Annotated in this window: 14 protein-coding genes and 1 tRNA gene; 6 read left to right on the top strand and 9 right to left on the bottom strand. The window is 62.0% G+C overall.

Features of this window, described 5'->3' with window-relative positions; genetic code table 11:
- Nucleotides 1-8 precede the first annotated feature (8 nt).
- Nucleotides 9-728 carry a helix-turn-helix transcriptional regulator gene (locus tag QRN42_RS14115; RefSeq protein WP_284979769.1) on the bottom strand — a complete coding sequence of 240 codons (720 nt, stop codon included), beginning with the start codon at nucleotides 726-728 and terminating at the stop codon, nucleotides 9-11.
- A gap of 151 nt (nucleotides 729-879) precedes the next feature.
- Between QRN42_RS14115 and QRN42_RS14120 the strand changes: the two genes are divergently transcribed.
- The 4 genes from QRN42_RS14120 to QRN42_RS14135 all read left to right on the top strand — a co-directional run bounded on the left by QRN42_RS14120 (nucleotide 880) and on the right by QRN42_RS14135 (nucleotide 4,015).
- On the top strand, nucleotides 880-1,833 hold the full coding sequence (locus QRN42_RS14120; RefSeq protein ID WP_284979770.1) for a J domain-containing protein: 954 nt from the start codon (nucleotides 880-882) through the stop codon (nucleotides 1,831-1,833).
- Between the two features lie 72 nt (nucleotides 1,834-1,905).
- The gene (locus QRN42_RS14125; RefSeq protein ID WP_284979771.1) at nucleotides 1,906-2,373 is read left to right on the top strand and encodes a tRNA (cytidine(34)-2'-O)-methyltransferase; all 468 of its coding nucleotides are present in this window, start codon (nucleotides 1,906-1,908) and stop codon (nucleotides 2,371-2,373) included.
- Nucleotides 2,374-2,580: 207 nt separating this feature from the next.
- Nucleotides 2,581-3,186: an ECF RNA polymerase sigma factor SigK gene (gene sigK / locus QRN42_RS14130; RefSeq protein ID WP_284979797.1), complete on the top strand. Its 606-nt coding sequence runs from the start codon at nucleotides 2,581-2,583 to the stop codon at nucleotides 3,184-3,186.
- A 1-nt stretch (nucleotide 3,187) separates the two neighbouring features.
- Complete coding sequence (locus QRN42_RS14135) at nucleotides 3,188-4,015, top strand: anti-sigma factor (protein ID WP_284979772.1); 828 nt, start codon at nucleotides 3,188-3,190, stop codon at nucleotides 4,013-4,015.
- Nucleotides 4,016-4,137: 122 nt separating this feature from the next.
- Here QRN42_RS14135 and QRN42_RS14140 read toward each other — a convergent pair whose 3' ends face one another.
- The 6 genes from QRN42_RS14140 to QRN42_RS14165 form a co-directional block, all read right to left on the bottom strand.
- The gene (locus QRN42_RS14140) at nucleotides 4,138-5,541 is read right to left on the bottom strand and encodes a GntT/GntP/DsdX family permease (protein WP_284979773.1); all 1,404 of its coding nucleotides are present in this window, start codon (nucleotides 5,539-5,541) and stop codon (nucleotides 4,138-4,140) included.
- The gene (locus QRN42_RS14145; protein WP_284979774.1) at nucleotides 5,538-6,083 is read right to left on the bottom strand and encodes a gluconokinase; all 546 of its coding nucleotides are present in this window, start codon (nucleotides 6,081-6,083) and stop codon (nucleotides 5,538-5,540) included. The genes QRN42_RS14140 and QRN42_RS14145 overlap by 4 nt, the downstream gene beginning before the upstream one ends.
- Nucleotides 6,084-6,157: 74 nt before the next feature.
- Entirely contained in the window at nucleotides 6,158-6,937 is a 780-nt protein-coding gene (locus tag QRN42_RS14150; protein WP_284979775.1) for a PIG-L deacetylase family protein, read from the bottom strand.
- Between the two features lie 5 nt (nucleotides 6,938-6,942).
- Complete coding sequence (locus QRN42_RS14155; RefSeq protein ID WP_284979776.1) at nucleotides 6,943-7,896, bottom strand: electron transfer flavoprotein subunit alpha/FixB family protein; 954 nt, start codon at nucleotides 7,894-7,896, stop codon at nucleotides 6,943-6,945.
- Nucleotides 7,897-7,909: 13 nt separating this feature from the next.
- Nucleotides 7,910-8,713: an electron transfer flavoprotein subunit beta/FixA family protein gene (locus tag QRN42_RS14160; protein ID WP_284979777.1), complete on the bottom strand. Its 804-nt coding sequence runs from the start codon at nucleotides 8,711-8,713 to the stop codon at nucleotides 7,910-7,912.
- Nucleotides 8,714-8,997: 284 nt separating this feature from the next.
- A complete protein-coding gene (locus QRN42_RS14165; RefSeq protein WP_284979779.1) occupies nucleotides 8,998-10,728 on the bottom strand; it encodes a S1C family serine protease in 1,731 nt (576 codons plus the stop codon).
- A gap of 333 nt (nucleotides 10,729-11,061) precedes the next feature.
- Between QRN42_RS14165 and QRN42_RS14170 the strand changes: the two genes are divergently transcribed.
- Together QRN42_RS14170 and QRN42_RS14175 are read left to right on the top strand one after the other, a co-directional pair.
- Nucleotides 11,062-13,128 (top strand): TPM domain-containing protein, encoded by a 2,067-nt coding sequence (locus QRN42_RS14170; RefSeq protein WP_284979780.1) that lies wholly within the window; start codon nucleotides 11,062-11,064, stop codon nucleotides 13,126-13,128.
- Between the two features lie 96 nt (nucleotides 13,129-13,224).
- Nucleotides 13,225-14,013 carry a PspA/IM30 family protein gene (locus QRN42_RS14175; RefSeq protein ID WP_284979781.1) on the top strand — a complete coding sequence of 263 codons (789 nt, stop codon included), beginning with the start codon at nucleotides 13,225-13,227 and terminating at the stop codon, nucleotides 14,011-14,013.
- A 103-nt stretch (nucleotides 14,014-14,116) separates the two neighbouring features.
- Here QRN42_RS14175 and QRN42_RS14180 read toward each other — a convergent pair whose 3' ends face one another.
- Together QRN42_RS14180 and QRN42_RS14185 are read right to left on the bottom strand one after the other, a co-directional pair.
- Nucleotides 14,117-14,911, bottom strand: coding sequence for a GntR family transcriptional regulator (locus QRN42_RS14180; protein WP_284979782.1), 795 nt, complete (start codon nucleotides 14,909-14,911; stop codon nucleotides 14,117-14,119).
- Between the two features lie 151 nt (nucleotides 14,912-15,062).
- Nucleotides 15,063-15,136, bottom strand: a tRNA-Met gene (locus QRN42_RS14185).
- Between the last annotated feature and the right edge of the window lie 275 nt (nucleotides 15,137-15,411).

The following is a 15,411-nucleotide window of genomic DNA, read 5'->3' on the forward strand; positions in this document are numbered from 1 at the left end:
CTGTAATTCTACCGATCCCGGTGATCCGGTACCGCGGAATTGTGCGCATCCTCGGGACGATGACCGGGCGCATCGATCCGTGCACAGCAATGGCCCGGGCCGGGATCGGGGCGGACAACGCCCGAAGCCAACCCGGATGCTGTCGCCGTCCCCTTCAGTAAGGCAGCGTTCATGGCACAAACCACATCCGGGTGGTCCTGGGAGAGCTGATGGAAGGGGCAATTGAGGAGGCGATATCCGCCGTCTTCCTGCGGGGCAGGTTCATAACCCAAGTCCGCTAGGGCGCCCGCCACATCCCCCGGCCGGCCGAACTCCCGGCCCTTCTCCTCCGCAACCTCCAGCAGCGCCTCACCCACGGGAACCCGTCCGGGCAACGAACGTGCCACGACGGCGGCCAACAGGTCTCCCGCCACGTCATACTGGCGCTCGGGCACTGACGCCACTACCTCGTTCAACGCCGGGCGGTAGAACTTGGCAGGCCGCCCCGAGCCCGGGCCACCCTTGTCAGCTTGCTTCCTGAACTCGACAACGGCCAGCCCTGCCCGCACCAAGCGATCCAAGTGAAAAGACGCCGTGCTGCGCGGAATGCCCATAGCGCGGGCGGCCTCATCGCGGCCCACCGCGTCCTGAGCTTGGCGGAGGTAGGCGAAGAGACGCCTCCGCATCTCATCATCCAGTGAAGCGATTGCCGAGATCCGTTGGCGCCAGGCGGATCGGGTGGAGCTCATAGGGCAAGGATATCTCTAAAAACAACATCTACTGCTTTACTTGCGGCGATCGGGAACCACAACCTATGCATGCTTCGTTCAGTAGGTGGCTGGATAAACTTGCCACTACCGCCCCTGCCGGGGAACGATCATCAACGAGAAGGGCCTGTGCTTGGCCGACGTCAGCAGTTCGCATTACCAGGTCCTCCGGGTCCCGGTGACGGCGACCGAGAAAGAAATCAAAGCGGCCTATCGCAAGGCTGCCCGGGTTTCACACCCCGATCACGGCGGTGAAGCCGAGATGTTCAGGCGGGTAACCCTTGCGTACGAAACACTGATCGACCCCGAACGGCGCGCTGACTATGACCGCAGGTATGGCGCCGGAGACTTTCAACACCATCAGTCACGCCCCGGGGATTACCAAGGCGCTCGGGCTCCGGGACCTAGCACCACGGCCCATGTCCGGCGCGATCAAACTCCTGGCAGGACGGGCAGCACAGCTGGTGATCCCCCGGTCTACGTTCCATCGTTCGAGGACCCGCGGGAAGTACCGCTCATACCGGCGTCAGAGGCGGCGACACAGGTTCACGGGCTGCCGCGCAAGCGTGGCCTGTTCGGCGCGGAGGCACGGATCCAGCGCGAGATGCGGACGGTACAGCTGATCAGTCGGCAGGTTCTCTTCGCCATCCCTGCCGCCCGGCTCATCAATGGTCTGCGCGCACCAGCGGACAACAGCCACATCGACCATGCAGTCCTCTCGGGTTACCGGCTGGCCTTGGTCGACTCCATGTTGCTGCCCAAGGGCGCCTACGCCTGGGACGGTATCTCGCTGAGGAATGGCAGCAGGTCCGTCGCACCCCCGCAATTGGCCAGCACCGTTCGGCATATGCAGGACATCTTTCCGGAACTGAACGTGACAGGCTGGGTGGTGTTGCACAGCCCGGACGGCAATCTCCACCAACCCGTTATCGATTGGCACGGCAAAGGTTCGTCCAGTCCCGCGGCGGTGGAAGTGGTCAACGGAGCCGGGTTGGCCCGCGGGCTGAAGCAGTTCCTCAGTTCGGGTCCTGCACCCAACACCGTGGTGGTCCCGGTCCTTGCCAGGTTGCTGCGCGGAATGCACTAGTCACGCACTCCGAAGGACCAGCCGGGCAACGATGAGTCGGCGTGCACCTCCGTAGCTCGCTAGGATAGGACGGTGTTCCGCATCCTCTTCCACACTCCAGAAATTCCCGGCAACACGGGGAACGCCATTCGATTGGCCGCCATCACCGGAGCGGAGCTCCATCTGGTGGAACCGCTCGGGTTCGACTTTTCCGATGCCAAGCTCCGGCGGGCCGGGCTTGATTACCACGACCTCGCCGTCGTCACCGTGCATCCTGACATCGACGCCGCGTGGAAAGCACTGGAGCCTGAGCGGGTCTTCGCTTTTACCTCCGATGGAGACACTTCTTACACCGACATCAGCTATCGGCCCGGAGACGTCCTGATGTTTGGACCGGAGTCCGTCGGGCTCCCCTCGTGGTTGAAAGAGGACCCCCACGTCACGGCCCGGGTGCGGCTGCCCATGCGGCCCACCCTGCGATCCTTGAACCTGGCTAACGCGGCCTCCATCGCAGTTTTCGAGGCATGGCGGCAAAACGGGTTTTCCGGAGCGCAGATCTAGGCCCATCCAACAGCGCCGCCGCACCGAATACCCTATGCATGGATACACCGTCCATCGCTGGTCAATGAGGGAGCCGATGTGAGCGCATTGAAGGTCAGGGCCGCAACAGCCAGCCTGCGTGCCGCAGCGACCACAATGCCCCAGCCGCCCGCAACACAAAGTAGGCATGCTGCCGCTTTCGATGCCGACGACATATGCTGGACAGTGATGGACACCCCCAACAATCCCGGCCCCGCAGTCTTTGAGGCCCCCAACCCAGCCGCGGACCTCAACAACCAGTTGACGGAGTTGCTCGGGCTGGTGGCTACAGGCGATCAACGGGCTTTCGCCGAGTTCTACCGCCTCACCTCCAGGCGAGTATTTGGCATGGCGAAGCGGGTTCTTGTGGATCCCGACCTCAGCGAGGACGCCACCCAAGAGGTGTACCTCCAAGTCTGGCAAGGTGCTGCGCGCTTCGATCGCGCCGCCGGCAGTCCATTGGCCTGGCTCATGACAATCGCCCATCGGCGCGCCATAGACCGCGTGCGGGCAGTCCAGGCCGCGACGGACCGGGAAGCGAAATACGGAGCGGCAAGCCAGGACAGGGATCGGGACTTAGTTGTCGAAGAGGCCGATACAGCATTGGAAGCCGAGGCCGTCAGCAGATGCCTTGGCACCCTGACTGACACGCAGCGGGAATCGGTCCGCCTCGCGTACTACGGCGGCCTGACCTATCGGGAAGTCGCTGAGCGCCTGGGCGCCGCCGTTCCCACCATTAAGTCCCGCATCCGCGATGGACTCCTGCGGCTGAAGACCTGCTTGGGGGTGAGCTGAAATGACCGACAACGCGGGCGGAAGCTTTATGCGACGAATGTTTGCCAATGACATCGCTACCGACCTCTCCGAGGGCAGGGTCCTCGAATTGGCAGAAATATATGCCCTCGACGCTCTGACTGACCAAGAGCGGGACATGATCGACGCTTACATCAAGGACGCGCCGGATGCCCCCGAGTTCCATGAGCGGGTCCGTCAGGCGCGTGAAGCCCTGGCCGTCAGCTTCGCTCCGGAAGAAGAACCGCCGGCCAGCCTCTTCAATAACATCGTGGAGCGCATTGCTGCCGATGCCGCCGTCGAAACTCCTGCCCCCTCCATCCAGGGGCGGGAACCGGTGGTTGCCGACCTCGCGGCTGCCCGTGCCAAGCGTGCCGAAAAACGGAGCCCGGCCACTGCTCGCCGCTGGATTGTTGGCGCAGCCGCAGCGGCGGTAATTGCGCTCGGTGGAATCGGCGTGGGTACCTATGTCTCCACCCAGAGCGACCCCGTTAACCAAGTCCTGCAGGCACAGGATGTCCAAGCGAAGTCCGCTCCAGTGCCAGGCGGGGGCACGGCCACGGTCTCTGAATCCTCAACCAAGGATTCCTTCGTAGTCCAAATGAAGGGGGTGGCCCCTGCACCGGTCGGCAAGGTCTACCAGCTCTGGACTCTCCCCAAGGACGGTTCTGCACCGGTTTCGCAAGGCACCATGGACGCCGAGGGCCTCACCAAACCGGCCGTAGTCAAGGGACTGTCCTCCGCTTCTTCGGTGGCCATCACCGTGGAGCCCGCCGGGGGCTCGAAACAACCAACCCAGCCGCCGGTCCTGGTGGTCACGCTGGCCGCCTAACCGGTTTCACCGATTGCCACCCCGCCACCAGCGGCAGGCTTAACGCCCGACGGCGGCCGTCACCTTTCGGTGCGCGGCCGCCGTCGTACTTTTGTTTGGCTTCGCCTAGGCAGGTCGCTCGGCTAAATGACGAGCGAGAGCAGCATCACGAACGCGAACCCGACCAGGGAGATCAGCGTTTCCATGACTGACCACGTTTTGAACGTCTGCCCCACGGTCAGCCCAAAGAGTTCCTTGACCAGCCAGAATCCGGCGTCGTTGACATGCGAGAGGAACAACGAGCCAGCGCCGACGGCCAAGGCCAGCAGGGCAGCGTGAGTTGGGCTAAGGCTGCTCGCGAGCGGCGCAACGATACCAGCCGCTGTCACGGTGGCGACCGTGGCCGAGCCTGTGGCCAAGCGAAGGGCAACGGCCACGATGAAGCCGAGCACCAGCACGGACATGTTGGCACCTTCAGCCCACTTCTTGACTGCGTCGCCGACGCCTGCGCCGATCAGTGTTTGTTTGAAGCCGCCACCTGCACCAACGATCAACAGAATCCCGGCAATGGGGCCAAGGCTCTGACCGAGCCTTGTGGTGATCGAGCTGCCCTTGAAACCGACCGCGTATCCAAACGTCACCATGGCCAAGAGCACTGCCAGCGTCATGGCAACCAGGGGCTGGCCGACGAAGTCGAAGAAGGTCCGAATGGCGGGGGCCGAGCCGGCGTCGGGCCAAATGATGTCGCCGAGCGCCTTCAAGAGCATCAGCACAACAGGGAAAATGATCGTCAGGAGCGTCACCGGGAACGAGGGCTGGCGCTTGACGTCGCTAAGGTCCGCCGTGTGCTTGGTATCGATGCCGCCGGCTACTGCCGGAGCATCAACGGGGACCCAACGCGCGGCAAGCCGGGAGAACAGCGGTCCACAAATGATGACGGTTGGAACGGCCACCAAGATGCCGAGCCCCAAGGTTGTTCCCAAGTCAGCCTTGACGGCACTGATTGCGATCAATGGACCGGGGTGGGGCGGAACAAGGCCGTGCAGCACGGACAGCCCAGCCAGTGCAGGGATGGCAATCCGCATCAGCTTCATCTGGGACCTCTGCGTCACAAGGACAATCACCGGAAGCAGAAGGACCAACCCGATTTCAAAGAACATGGGCAAGCCGATGATGACTGCCACGAGCGTGATCATCCACACCACTTTGTTGCCAGTGGCCTTGGCCAGCAAACTGTCCACAACACGGTTGGCACCGCCCGAATCTGCCAACAGCTTCCCGAGCATCGCTCCTAGGGCGATGAGGAGTCCGACTTCTTTGAGGACACCGCCTACTCCGTCCTCGAAGTTACTGACGACCTTGGCCAATTCCACATTGGAGGCCAGGCCTACGAAGGCCGACCCGAGGACCAGCGCCAGGAAGGGATGGAACTTCAGTTTGGCAATGAGCACCACAATGAGCGCGATACCGATCGCCGCCACAACAAGGAGTTGCGTATCGTGGCCCGTCCAGGCTTCAGCCTTGGTTGCTGCTTGCATAAAACTCATGATGCCGATTCCTCTGGGCTGTGACCGACGGGACTGAGCCCGAGGTGCTTAATGACCTGGTCCGCTTCTTCCGAAGGTGACGCAGAAACACACAATGACATGTAATTTTCTTCTTCCGTGGGTTCCTCGAGGGCATCAAACTGCGACTCAAGGAGGGAGGGCGGCATGAAATGGCCGTGCCTGGACGCCAAGCGATCGGAAATCTTGTCCCGGCTGCCCTCCAGGAAAACGAACACAACGTTCTCGCCACGAAGCACGTCGCGATATTTCTTCTTTAGTGCTGAGCACGTGATGATCGCGGGCTTTCCGGCCTCAGTGTGTTCCTTGATCCAGCGGGAAATGATCTCAAGCCAAGGCCAACGGTCCTCATCGCTGAGTGCCTGCCCGGATTGCATCTTTGCCACGTTGGCTTCTGGGTGAAGGTCGTCTCCTTCTGCAAGGTCCCACCCCAGCTTGCCGGCCAGTACACCGGCCACGGTCGACTTGCCCGAACCGGAAACTCCCATGATCACCAGAACGGGTTGTTGCGCAGTCTTCGCCATCAAACACTGCCTCTCCTGAATAAATATGATTTAACCGAGATTCAGCATATGACACAGGTTACATATCGGCAATTTCAGAAGCCGGCAATCGTCGCGCTGCCGTTGACAGCAACCACGTGGAAGTACTCAGCACTGGACCCTGCCGGCAATCCTGCGCGCTGGCCGTTTGCCCCCAGCATGTCCCGCACCACGCGTTCCATGCGCTCGACGTCGGGGTGCTGGCTGGCGTGGACACGAATGGCCTCCACCTTGGCGTCGACGTGCTCGGTGACATCCACGGCATGGTTCTCCAGAGCCTCCGGGCTGGAGATGAACCATAGCCAGGGAAGCTTGTAGGCCTCCAGTCCAGCGTCAGCCAACTCAGGATAGGCAAAGGGATTCTCGACGGCGGGGTACACGGCTCGGGTCACAGCCTCACCAGCGGCCAGATGGTCGGGGTGGCTCTTTTGGATTCGGTCCCAATTCCGCTCGGGATGCATGGTGAGGACAATGTCAGGACGGATCTTGCGGATAAGGGCCACCACTTGCTTGATGACACCGTGGGAGGGCTCGAGGTATCCGTCGCGCTCGTGAAGATAGTGGATATCGTGGACGCCTACCAGCGCTGCTGCCCTCCTCTGTTCCTCTTCGCGGAGCTCGATAATGCGCTCACGGTCCACGGGATCGAAACCACCGGCGTCGCCGTCGGTCATGATGCAGTAGCTCACCTCCACGCCGGCCGCTGTCCAAGCAGCGATGGTTCCGGCGGCTCCAAAGTCAATGTCGTCAGGGTGGGCCGTAAAGCAAAGGACCCGCTCGACGCGCTCCTTGGAGGCATCGAACGGGCTCGTTGCTGACTGAACGTCAAGAGGCAAATGAATCAGCCTTTCCGCTTCTTGATCTCGGCTGTTGCCTGGGGCAGGACGTCAAAGAGGTCGCCGATGATGCCGTAATCGGCGATCTCGAAGACGGGCGACTCCGGGTCTTTATTGATGGCGACGATGACTTTCGCCGTTTGCATGCCGGCCTTCTGCTGGATGGCACCGGAGATGCCGGCGGAGATGTAGAGCTGCGGCGAGACGGTCACGCCAGTCTGGCCCACCTGGGCATCATGCCCGATCCAGCCGGCGTCGGTTGCTGCGCGGGAAGCACCCACTGCCGCGCCTAGGGCATCCGCCAATTCCTCAACCGGCCCAAAGTCGCCGTCCACGCCGCGGCCGCCTGCAACGACGATCCTTGCTTCGCTCAGGTCCGGGCGCCCACTGACAGGCTTCTCGGTCCTGGCCGTGATGCGTGCGGCACCGTCCAGGGAATCGGCTGGAACCTCAATGGTGGCGGTCCCGGGGGAAACGGCGACAGCAGCAGGCTCGGGTTCCACGTTATTGGCCTTGACCGAAAGGATAGCCACCGGGGTGGTTGCCTTGGCCGTGGTGGTGTACGAGCCGGCAAGGACGGACTTGTGCGCCGTTCCGTCTGCCTCGACGCCCACCACGTCCGTGATCACGCCTGCGTTCAGCTTGATACTAAGGCGCCCGGCGATCTCCTTACCCTCCGGCGAATTGTCCAGAAGGACCGCGGTTGCACCGGAGGCTGTCGTAGCTGCAGCCAAATAGGCGGCCTTTGGACCAACCAAGTACTCGCCGAGGTCACCGCCCGAGGGAAGGTAAACGGTTGAGGCGCCGTAGGCACCCAACTGCTTGGCGACGTCGTCGGACAGCTCGCCGGCAACGGCGACGGCCGTCTCCCCCAGCGAGCGGGCGATCGTCAGGAGCTCGAGGCTGCTCTTCTTAAGAACGGCCCCCGGGGTGTCTATGAATACAAGTGCATTTGCCATGATGAGAGTCCCCTTAGAGCAGCTTTTGTGCGGCCAGGAAGTCGACCAGCTTGATGCCGGCGTCGCCTTCGTCGGTGATGATGGTCCCTGCCGTGCGCGGCGGACGGGGGTCCGCGGACTCGACGACAGTCCAGGAACCCGAATGGCCCACCTGCGAAGGGTCCAGTCCGACGTCGGCCAAGGTCAGCGTCGCGATCTTCTTCTTCTTGGCAGCAAGGATGCCCTTGAAGTTCGGGTACCGCGGCTCGTTGATCTGATCAGTCACCGAAACAACTGCCGGCAACTGGGCCTCGACGGTCTCGGAGAAGGATCCGGCGTCACGGCGGCCCACCACGGTGCTGCCGGAAACTTCCAAACTGGAGGCGAAAGTCAGTTGCGGATAAGACAGCCGCTCGGCCAGCTGAGCCGGAACCAGCGAAGTTTCACCATCCGTCGAAGCCATCCCCGTCAGCACCAGGTCCACGGGGCGCCCATCAGCAGACAAGTGGCGTACCGCTGCCGCCAGCGCCAAGGACGTAGCGGCCGCATCCGATCCGGCCAACGCATCATCACTGAGGTGCACCCCGGAGGAAGCCCCTATCTGGAGCGACTTCTTGACCGCGTTAACAGCGCTGGCGGGACCCATGGTCAGGGCAATGACCTCATTGCCCGCCTTGGGGCCGCCACGCTCTTCCGCTAACTGCAGTGCAGCCTCAAGAGCGTATTCATCGAGTTCGGACAAAATGCTTTCGGCGCGGTCAGTCGTGTTTCCGGGCCCATTAATGTGCCGGTCAAACTGCGCGTCAGGGACGTGCTTGACCAGAACGACAATCTTCAATGTCTCTTCCACTGTCTTCGAAGCAGCCTTCCATGCTTGTGGACGGCCAACCGCAGCAGCGTGGCCATGTACTGCCCAGCGCGTGGGCTCGTCCTAGCTAAGCATATTGCCACGGGAAATCCACTCTCCGCATTAAGGACCGTTTAGCCAAGTGCTTGACCGGGGCCATGACGGCGCTCCCGGCATGGCCCGGTAGAGGGCACCGTGATACCACCGCGGGCCGCGCCCCCGAAGAGGTGCGGCCCGCCGTCGTGCTTTACATGTGTCTCCTTGTTCAGGAGCCCTTACTGCTGTGCGGCGTCCAAAGTGACGTCGAGGTCCTGGGACTGCCCCCCGCGCTGAATGGTCACCTTGACCTTGGAACCGGCCGGTTGTTCGCGAACTGCCGCCGTCAGTTGATCGGGGTCGCTGATGGCGTAATCGCCGAACTTGGTCACGACGTCGCCCACTTTGATCCCGGCCTTCGCCGCAGCAGAACCCGAGGTGACTGCCGCCACTTCGGCCCCGACGGAGAAGCCCGAATCACTTCCGGTGGAGGTCTTCGCCCGCACCGACACACCGAACTGGGCGTGGCTGGCCTTGCCGGTGTCGATGATCTCCTGAGCCACCCGCTTGGCGTTGTTGATCGGAATGCTGAATCCCACGCCAATGTTGCCGCTCGAAGAAGATCCTGACGTATCGCTTCCAGCCGAAGCGATCGCCACGTTGACGCCGATGATCTCGCCCTTGCTGTTCACCAACGCACCACCGGAGTTGCCCGGGTTGATGGCCGCATCTGTCTGGATCACGTTGATGGAGATCGAAGCAGCGCCCGCCGTCGTCTGGCTTTGGCTACCATTCGGGGGCGCGAACTGGAAACCTTGGCCGCCTCCCTGGGAGTTATCGGTTCCGTTCTGCGGCGCTGCCGAAGAGGCCACGCTGATGGTCCGGTTCAAGGTGGAGACGATGCCGTCGGTTACCGTTCCGGTGAGGCCCAACGGTGCACCGATTGCGACGGCGGTGTCCCCCACGTTGACCTTCGATGAGTCACCCAGTGCGGCGGGTACCAAACCGGAGCCGTCGACTTTGATAACAGCCAGGTCCGACAACGGATCGGTGCCCACCACAGTGCCCTTGAGCACCTTCCCGTCGCTCGTCCGAACTTCAATGGCTGCGTTGGAGGCCGCGCCATCCAATGTCACTACGTGGGTGTTGGTCAGGATGTGTCCTTTGTCGTCAAGAACGATGCCGGAACCCGTACCTCCTTGGCTACCGCTGGTGGCCTTGATGGTCACCACGCTCGGCGACGCCTTGGCTGCAGCGGCCGTGATGGCATTGACGTCGTCCTTGTTATTGACGATCACCGTGCTGGACTGCGCACCGGTGGCGGCAGCGGGTGCCGGGTGCTCCCACAGGGCATTGCCCCCTGCCACCACGCCGCCGCCAATGAGCCCTGCGGCGAGCATGCTCGCCACCAGGGTCCCGACGCCGAAGGCCGGCTTGCGCTTGGGAGCCGTCCCGGAGGAATGCCCGTGGCCTTGCTGCATGCCACCATGCTGGGCGCCGTACTGCCCGGTGTTCTGGAACTGAGGGGCGGTGTGGCCGGTGGTCGGATTGGCAGCACCGTAGAACGGTTGCTGCTGCTGGTAGGCCGGGCGCTGGTCGGGACCCTGATGTGCGCCGTAGGGGCCTTGTGGCTGGGCGGGGCCTTGGAACTGGCCGGGAGCTTGGGGCTGGCCCGGATTCTGGGGTTGGCTCGGGTTCTGGGGCTGCCCTGGGTTCTGGGGCTGGCCGCTTTGCTGGTCCGGACCCGGATACGGTGTTGCGCCGCCAGCTTGATGCATCTGGGTGGTCGGGGGCTGGAATGCCGGCAATGGGGTGGCGGCATGGGTTCCGTCGTGCCCACCCTGTTGCTGCCCGGAGTTCCAGGCGGACTGGGACGTAGCGGCACCGCTGTTCGCGGTTCCTTCTACGTCCCGCGGCTCAGACGCCTCGCGGTTCTCTGGTGCATTGCCCTGCGCTGGGTTCTCCGTCATGGGACTTCCTTTCATCCTCGTCTTCCATAACTATGTACCCAATTACTGGATCATAAGCGGACGTTCGCTGGGAGCTTGCTGGAAGTCATGTACGAGGTCTCGGCGCTACGGGATCGATGGCAACAAACCGCAGTAACGAGCCAGTCATCAACTTCTCTCCAGTGTTTCGCTGGTGGCATATTCACCGCTGTGGACGCTCCCGGAGGTGCACCATAGAATCAAGAGGAATTGCCACAGCGACCTGCGGCTTTACACACCATGCGTGGGGGCGCTGAGCATTCTGTGACGATTGGTACGCCTTGTCCCAGTCGCAGACGTGCTGAAGGGTTGCACATGCGGTCGATAATTACACGCGTACTCGCCGTCATTGGCTTGGCTGGAATGTTGGCACTGCCAACGGCTGCGGCCTGGGCAGAGGATCCGGTGACAATTCCAACCGGCCAGAACATCGTTGACAATGCCAACGTTCTGGGCGGCCGCAAGGCCGAGGTCCAGGACGCCATCCAAAAGACCCTGAAGGACCACAAGTACAACTTGTATGTTGTAACTGTTAACTCCTTCGACAACCCGTCATCCCCGCAAGCGTGGGGCCAGGCCGTTGCCTCAAAGAAGGGCATGGGACCGGCCGACGTCATTCTGGCCATTTCCACCTCGGGCCAATATTATTTTGCGCCGAACTCCGCCAGCGCCATTTATCCCAAGCGGTCCAACATCACCCAGAACGCTATTGCTGCAAACCTGGGCGGTGGCAAGAGGGACTATGCCCAGGCGGCCATTGATACAGCGGCAGCCATTGGCGATGCGGCCGGCGGTGGAAGCGGAAGCGTGCCCAGCGGAAACGGAAGCGTCGGTGTGTTGGTCGGCGTCGGCGTCGTTGCCGCGGGCGGTGCGGGTACGTATCTCTACTCGCGCAACCGACGCAAGAAGAACGGCGCAGCAACCGGTGCCGGCTACGGCCCCCAAGGGCAACAACTCGATCCGCTTGCCGGCCTCAGCATTCCTGAGCTGCGCCAAAAGAGCGGCTCCCTCCTGATCGAAGCCGATGATGCCATCAAGTCCAGCGAGCAGGAACTGGGCTTCGCCCAGGCCCAATACGGTGATGCCTCCGTCGTCAATTTCACCAAAGCCCTCCAAGAGGCAAAAGACCACATGACGGAGTCTTTCAAGCTGCAGCAACAGCTTGATGACCACATCCCGGACACAGAAGAGCAGCAACGTAGCTGGCTCGGTGAAATCATCCGTCGTTCGGAAGCCGCCCTCAGCTCGCTGCGTGACCAGAAGGCAGACTTTGACTCCCTGCGGGAGTTGGAGAAGAACGCTCCTCAAGCCCTCGCCGCCGTGACGAGCGGCGCCAGGGACGCCGAGGCCAGGATCGCCGGTACAGAGCAATCCCTTGAGAACCTGCGTACCAAATACGCAGAGTCGGCTTTGACCCAAGTTTCGGATAACATCCTGCAGGCCAAAGAGCGTCTGGCCTTTGTGCAGCACGCTGCCGCGACCGCCCAAGAGAAGCTGGCGTCGGGTGAGAACAGCCTGGCCGCCGTCGCCGTCCGTGCAGCAGAGCAGGGCCTGCATCAAACCACAGTCCTGATCGATGCGATCTCCAAGACAGCGGCGAGCCTCGATGAGGCAAGGAACTCCCTCGAAGGTGCCGTGGCAGAGGCAAGCCAGGACTTGGCTCAAGCCCGGGCAATGATTCAGTCGGGGCAACACCCTGAACTGGCCGGCCCTGTTGCTGGCGTCGAGGCTGCATTGGCCCAGGTCCAGGCCGAGATTCAAGGTGGCAAGATCGATCCCATTGCGACCCTCGCGCGCGTGTCCTCGGCGCATCAGGCTTTGGATCAGGCGCTGTCCGGCATCCGGGACCAGCAAGAGCAGGCACGGCGCGCGCAGGCCGCCATGCAACAAACCATCATGGCTGCGCAGTCGCAGATCAGCGCGACGTCCGACTACATCGCGGCCCGGCGTGGAGGTGTCGGCACTGAAGCTCGCACGCGTCTTGCTGAGGCACAACGCAACGTCGACTACGCGCTGTCCATCTCGCGCAACGACCCCGTGACCGCATTGACCTATGCCCAACAAGCGCACTCATTAGCGGCGCAAGCGGCACAACTGGCCCAGGCAGACGTAGACCACTTCGGCTACGCCGGCCAAGGTTATGGCCGCGGAGGGATGTTTGGCGGTGGTGGTGGTGGTCTAGGCGGAGCGATCCTCGGCGGCATCCTCATTAACTCCATCCTCAATGGTGGAAGTGGCGGCTGGGGCGGCGGTCACAACGACGGCGGAGGCTTCTTCGGCGGCGGTGGCGGAGACTTCGGCGGCGGCGGAGATTTCGGCGGGGGTGGCGACTTCGGCGGCGGCGGCGGAGACTTCGGCGGCGGTGACTCCGGCAGCTTCTAACCAACAGACCACGTGGGTCCTTCGCCCACCTCGACGCGGTACAACAACTGATCACTGACTTCAGTAAAAAAACTGAGCAGGACGAAAGGCAACACCATGGTTAAGCAGTCCATTTTCGGCCGGATCTCTCAGCTCGCAAAGGCGAACATCAACGCATTGCTCGATCAGGCTGAGGACCCCCAGAAGATGCTGGATCAGATGGTTCGCGACTATACAAACAACATTGCCGAAGCCGAGTCGGCGGTCGCGCAGACTATCGGTAACCTCCGTATGCTCCAAGCGGACTACAACGAGGACATCAAGAACGCCCAAGACTGGGGCAACAAGGCATTGGCTGCGTCCAGGAAAGCGGACGAGTACCGCTCCGCTGGAAACCCAGTAGACGCCGAGAAGTTCGATAACCTCGCCAAGGTGGCCATTCAACGCCAGATGGCCGCTGAGTCTGAAGCGCGCACCGCAGAGCCCAGCATCGCTTCCCAGTCCGAGGTTGTGGACAAGCTCAAAACCGGCCTTGACCAGATGAAGAACAAGTTGAACCAGCTCACTGCCAAGCGCAACGAGCTGGTGGCCCGTTCCAAGACGGTCGCGGCACAGAATCAGGTCCACGATGCCCTCAAGAGCATCGACATCATGGACCCCACCAGCGAAGTGGGTCGTTTCGAGGAGAAGATCCGTCGCGAAGAGGCAAAGGTACTCGGCCAGCAGGAGCTGGCCAGCTCCAGCCTCGACGCGCAATTCAACCAGCTGGAGGATCTTGGAGAGCAGACCGAGATCGAGGCCCGCCTGGCCGCATTGAAGTCTGGCGGCTCCAAGCCCGCGATTTCTGCCGGCGCCCCCGCCGCCTCCGAGGCGACCATCGACGAAGCCGACTTCGATAAGCTGTAGGGCAGCTTGGGGAATTGCGTAGGCATTCCCGCACTGCAGGAAGGAGATGGTCGGATCCTGTTCGGGTCCGACCATCTCCTGTCTAAGCGGGAGCGCTCGTAGTCTAAGCCGGAGCGCTCGTAGCGGACGGACCGGTGCTTGTATCTGTGGCCACTTCGGCCCTGATCTCGAACCCTTTTGGATGAAAGTACGTCACCGTGCACTCCAAGACTTCGCCATGGGCGCCCAGGGTGGTTCGCTCCAGACGAGGCACCACCGGGAATGCACGAACATTGAGGGCGTCTGCCAAGTGGTCCGGAGGTGCTTGCATTGTCACCGTGATTTCGGCCCGCTGCAGGGGCTTGCGGGTCCGATCTTGAATGACCTGGTAGATGGAGTTCCGCTCTGCATCGGCGAGGCTGATGTGCCGGCCGATGTGCGAGGGTATGAAGATCTCCGCAATGGCATACGGCCACCCCGCGCTCGAATAGGATCGGCGGATCACCAAGACCAGATTGTCATCGGACACCAGCTTGGCAGGAACCGTCCGGTCCTTCTCCATCCACTTGTACTCAATGAGACCCTTCACGGTCTTCATTCCGGCCGCGGTGAAGGTTTCCATGAAAGGCGCCAGTCGGTTGAGCATGCGCACGGGGCGCTGGGCCATGACAAAGGTGCCCTTGCCTTGCCTACGCACTACAAGGCCCTTTACCACCAGGCCCTCGATTGCCTTGCGGACGGTGGTGCGGCTGACCCCATACAGATCCATCAGCGATTCTTCAGTAGGAAGCCGTGCGCCTGGCTCCAAACGGTTCACCTGTTCCATGAGGACATCCGCCACCTGCTGATACACAGCTATGGGGCCGTCTCTCTGGAGGACTTGCCGGCCGTTGCCGAGTTCGTAGTCTTCGCTGACCATGTTGGATCCCATCAATTCTGCGCGCCGCCAATCCGCGTTCGATGCTAGCACTGCGCTTTGGGTTGGCGGTCACTATCGATGCAAAGAAGGAGCCGGGATTAGATAAACGAGAAGGTCCGGATCAGCAATGTGATCCGGACCTTCTTTTCAGTTGCGGGGACAGGATTTGAACCTGTGACCTCTGGGTTATGAGCCCAGCGAGCTACCGAACTGCTCCACCCCGCGTCGCAAGAACTACTCTACCCCACCCTGGGAGGCGCAAGTGACGATATGCGGGCAAGGTGCTCGAGATCACTCGAACGCGCCAAGGGCCTCCCCTGCCGACTCAAAGCGACCTCCGGCGTCGCGGTTTCCGCACTTGTTCGTGAAGCACGGCGACAAGGGCATCACGTCGAACGAGGGCAAACAAAAAGGTCCGGATCACCAATGTGATCCGGACCTTTTCTTCAGTTGCGGGGACAGGATTTGAACCTGTGACCTCTGGGTTATGAGCCCAGCGA

It is taken from the genome of Arthrobacter sp. fls2-241-R2A-200, from assembly GCF_030209745.1.
In the GTDB taxonomy this organism is placed as follows: domain Bacteria; phylum Actinomycetota; class Actinomycetes; order Actinomycetales; family Micrococcaceae; genus Arthrobacter.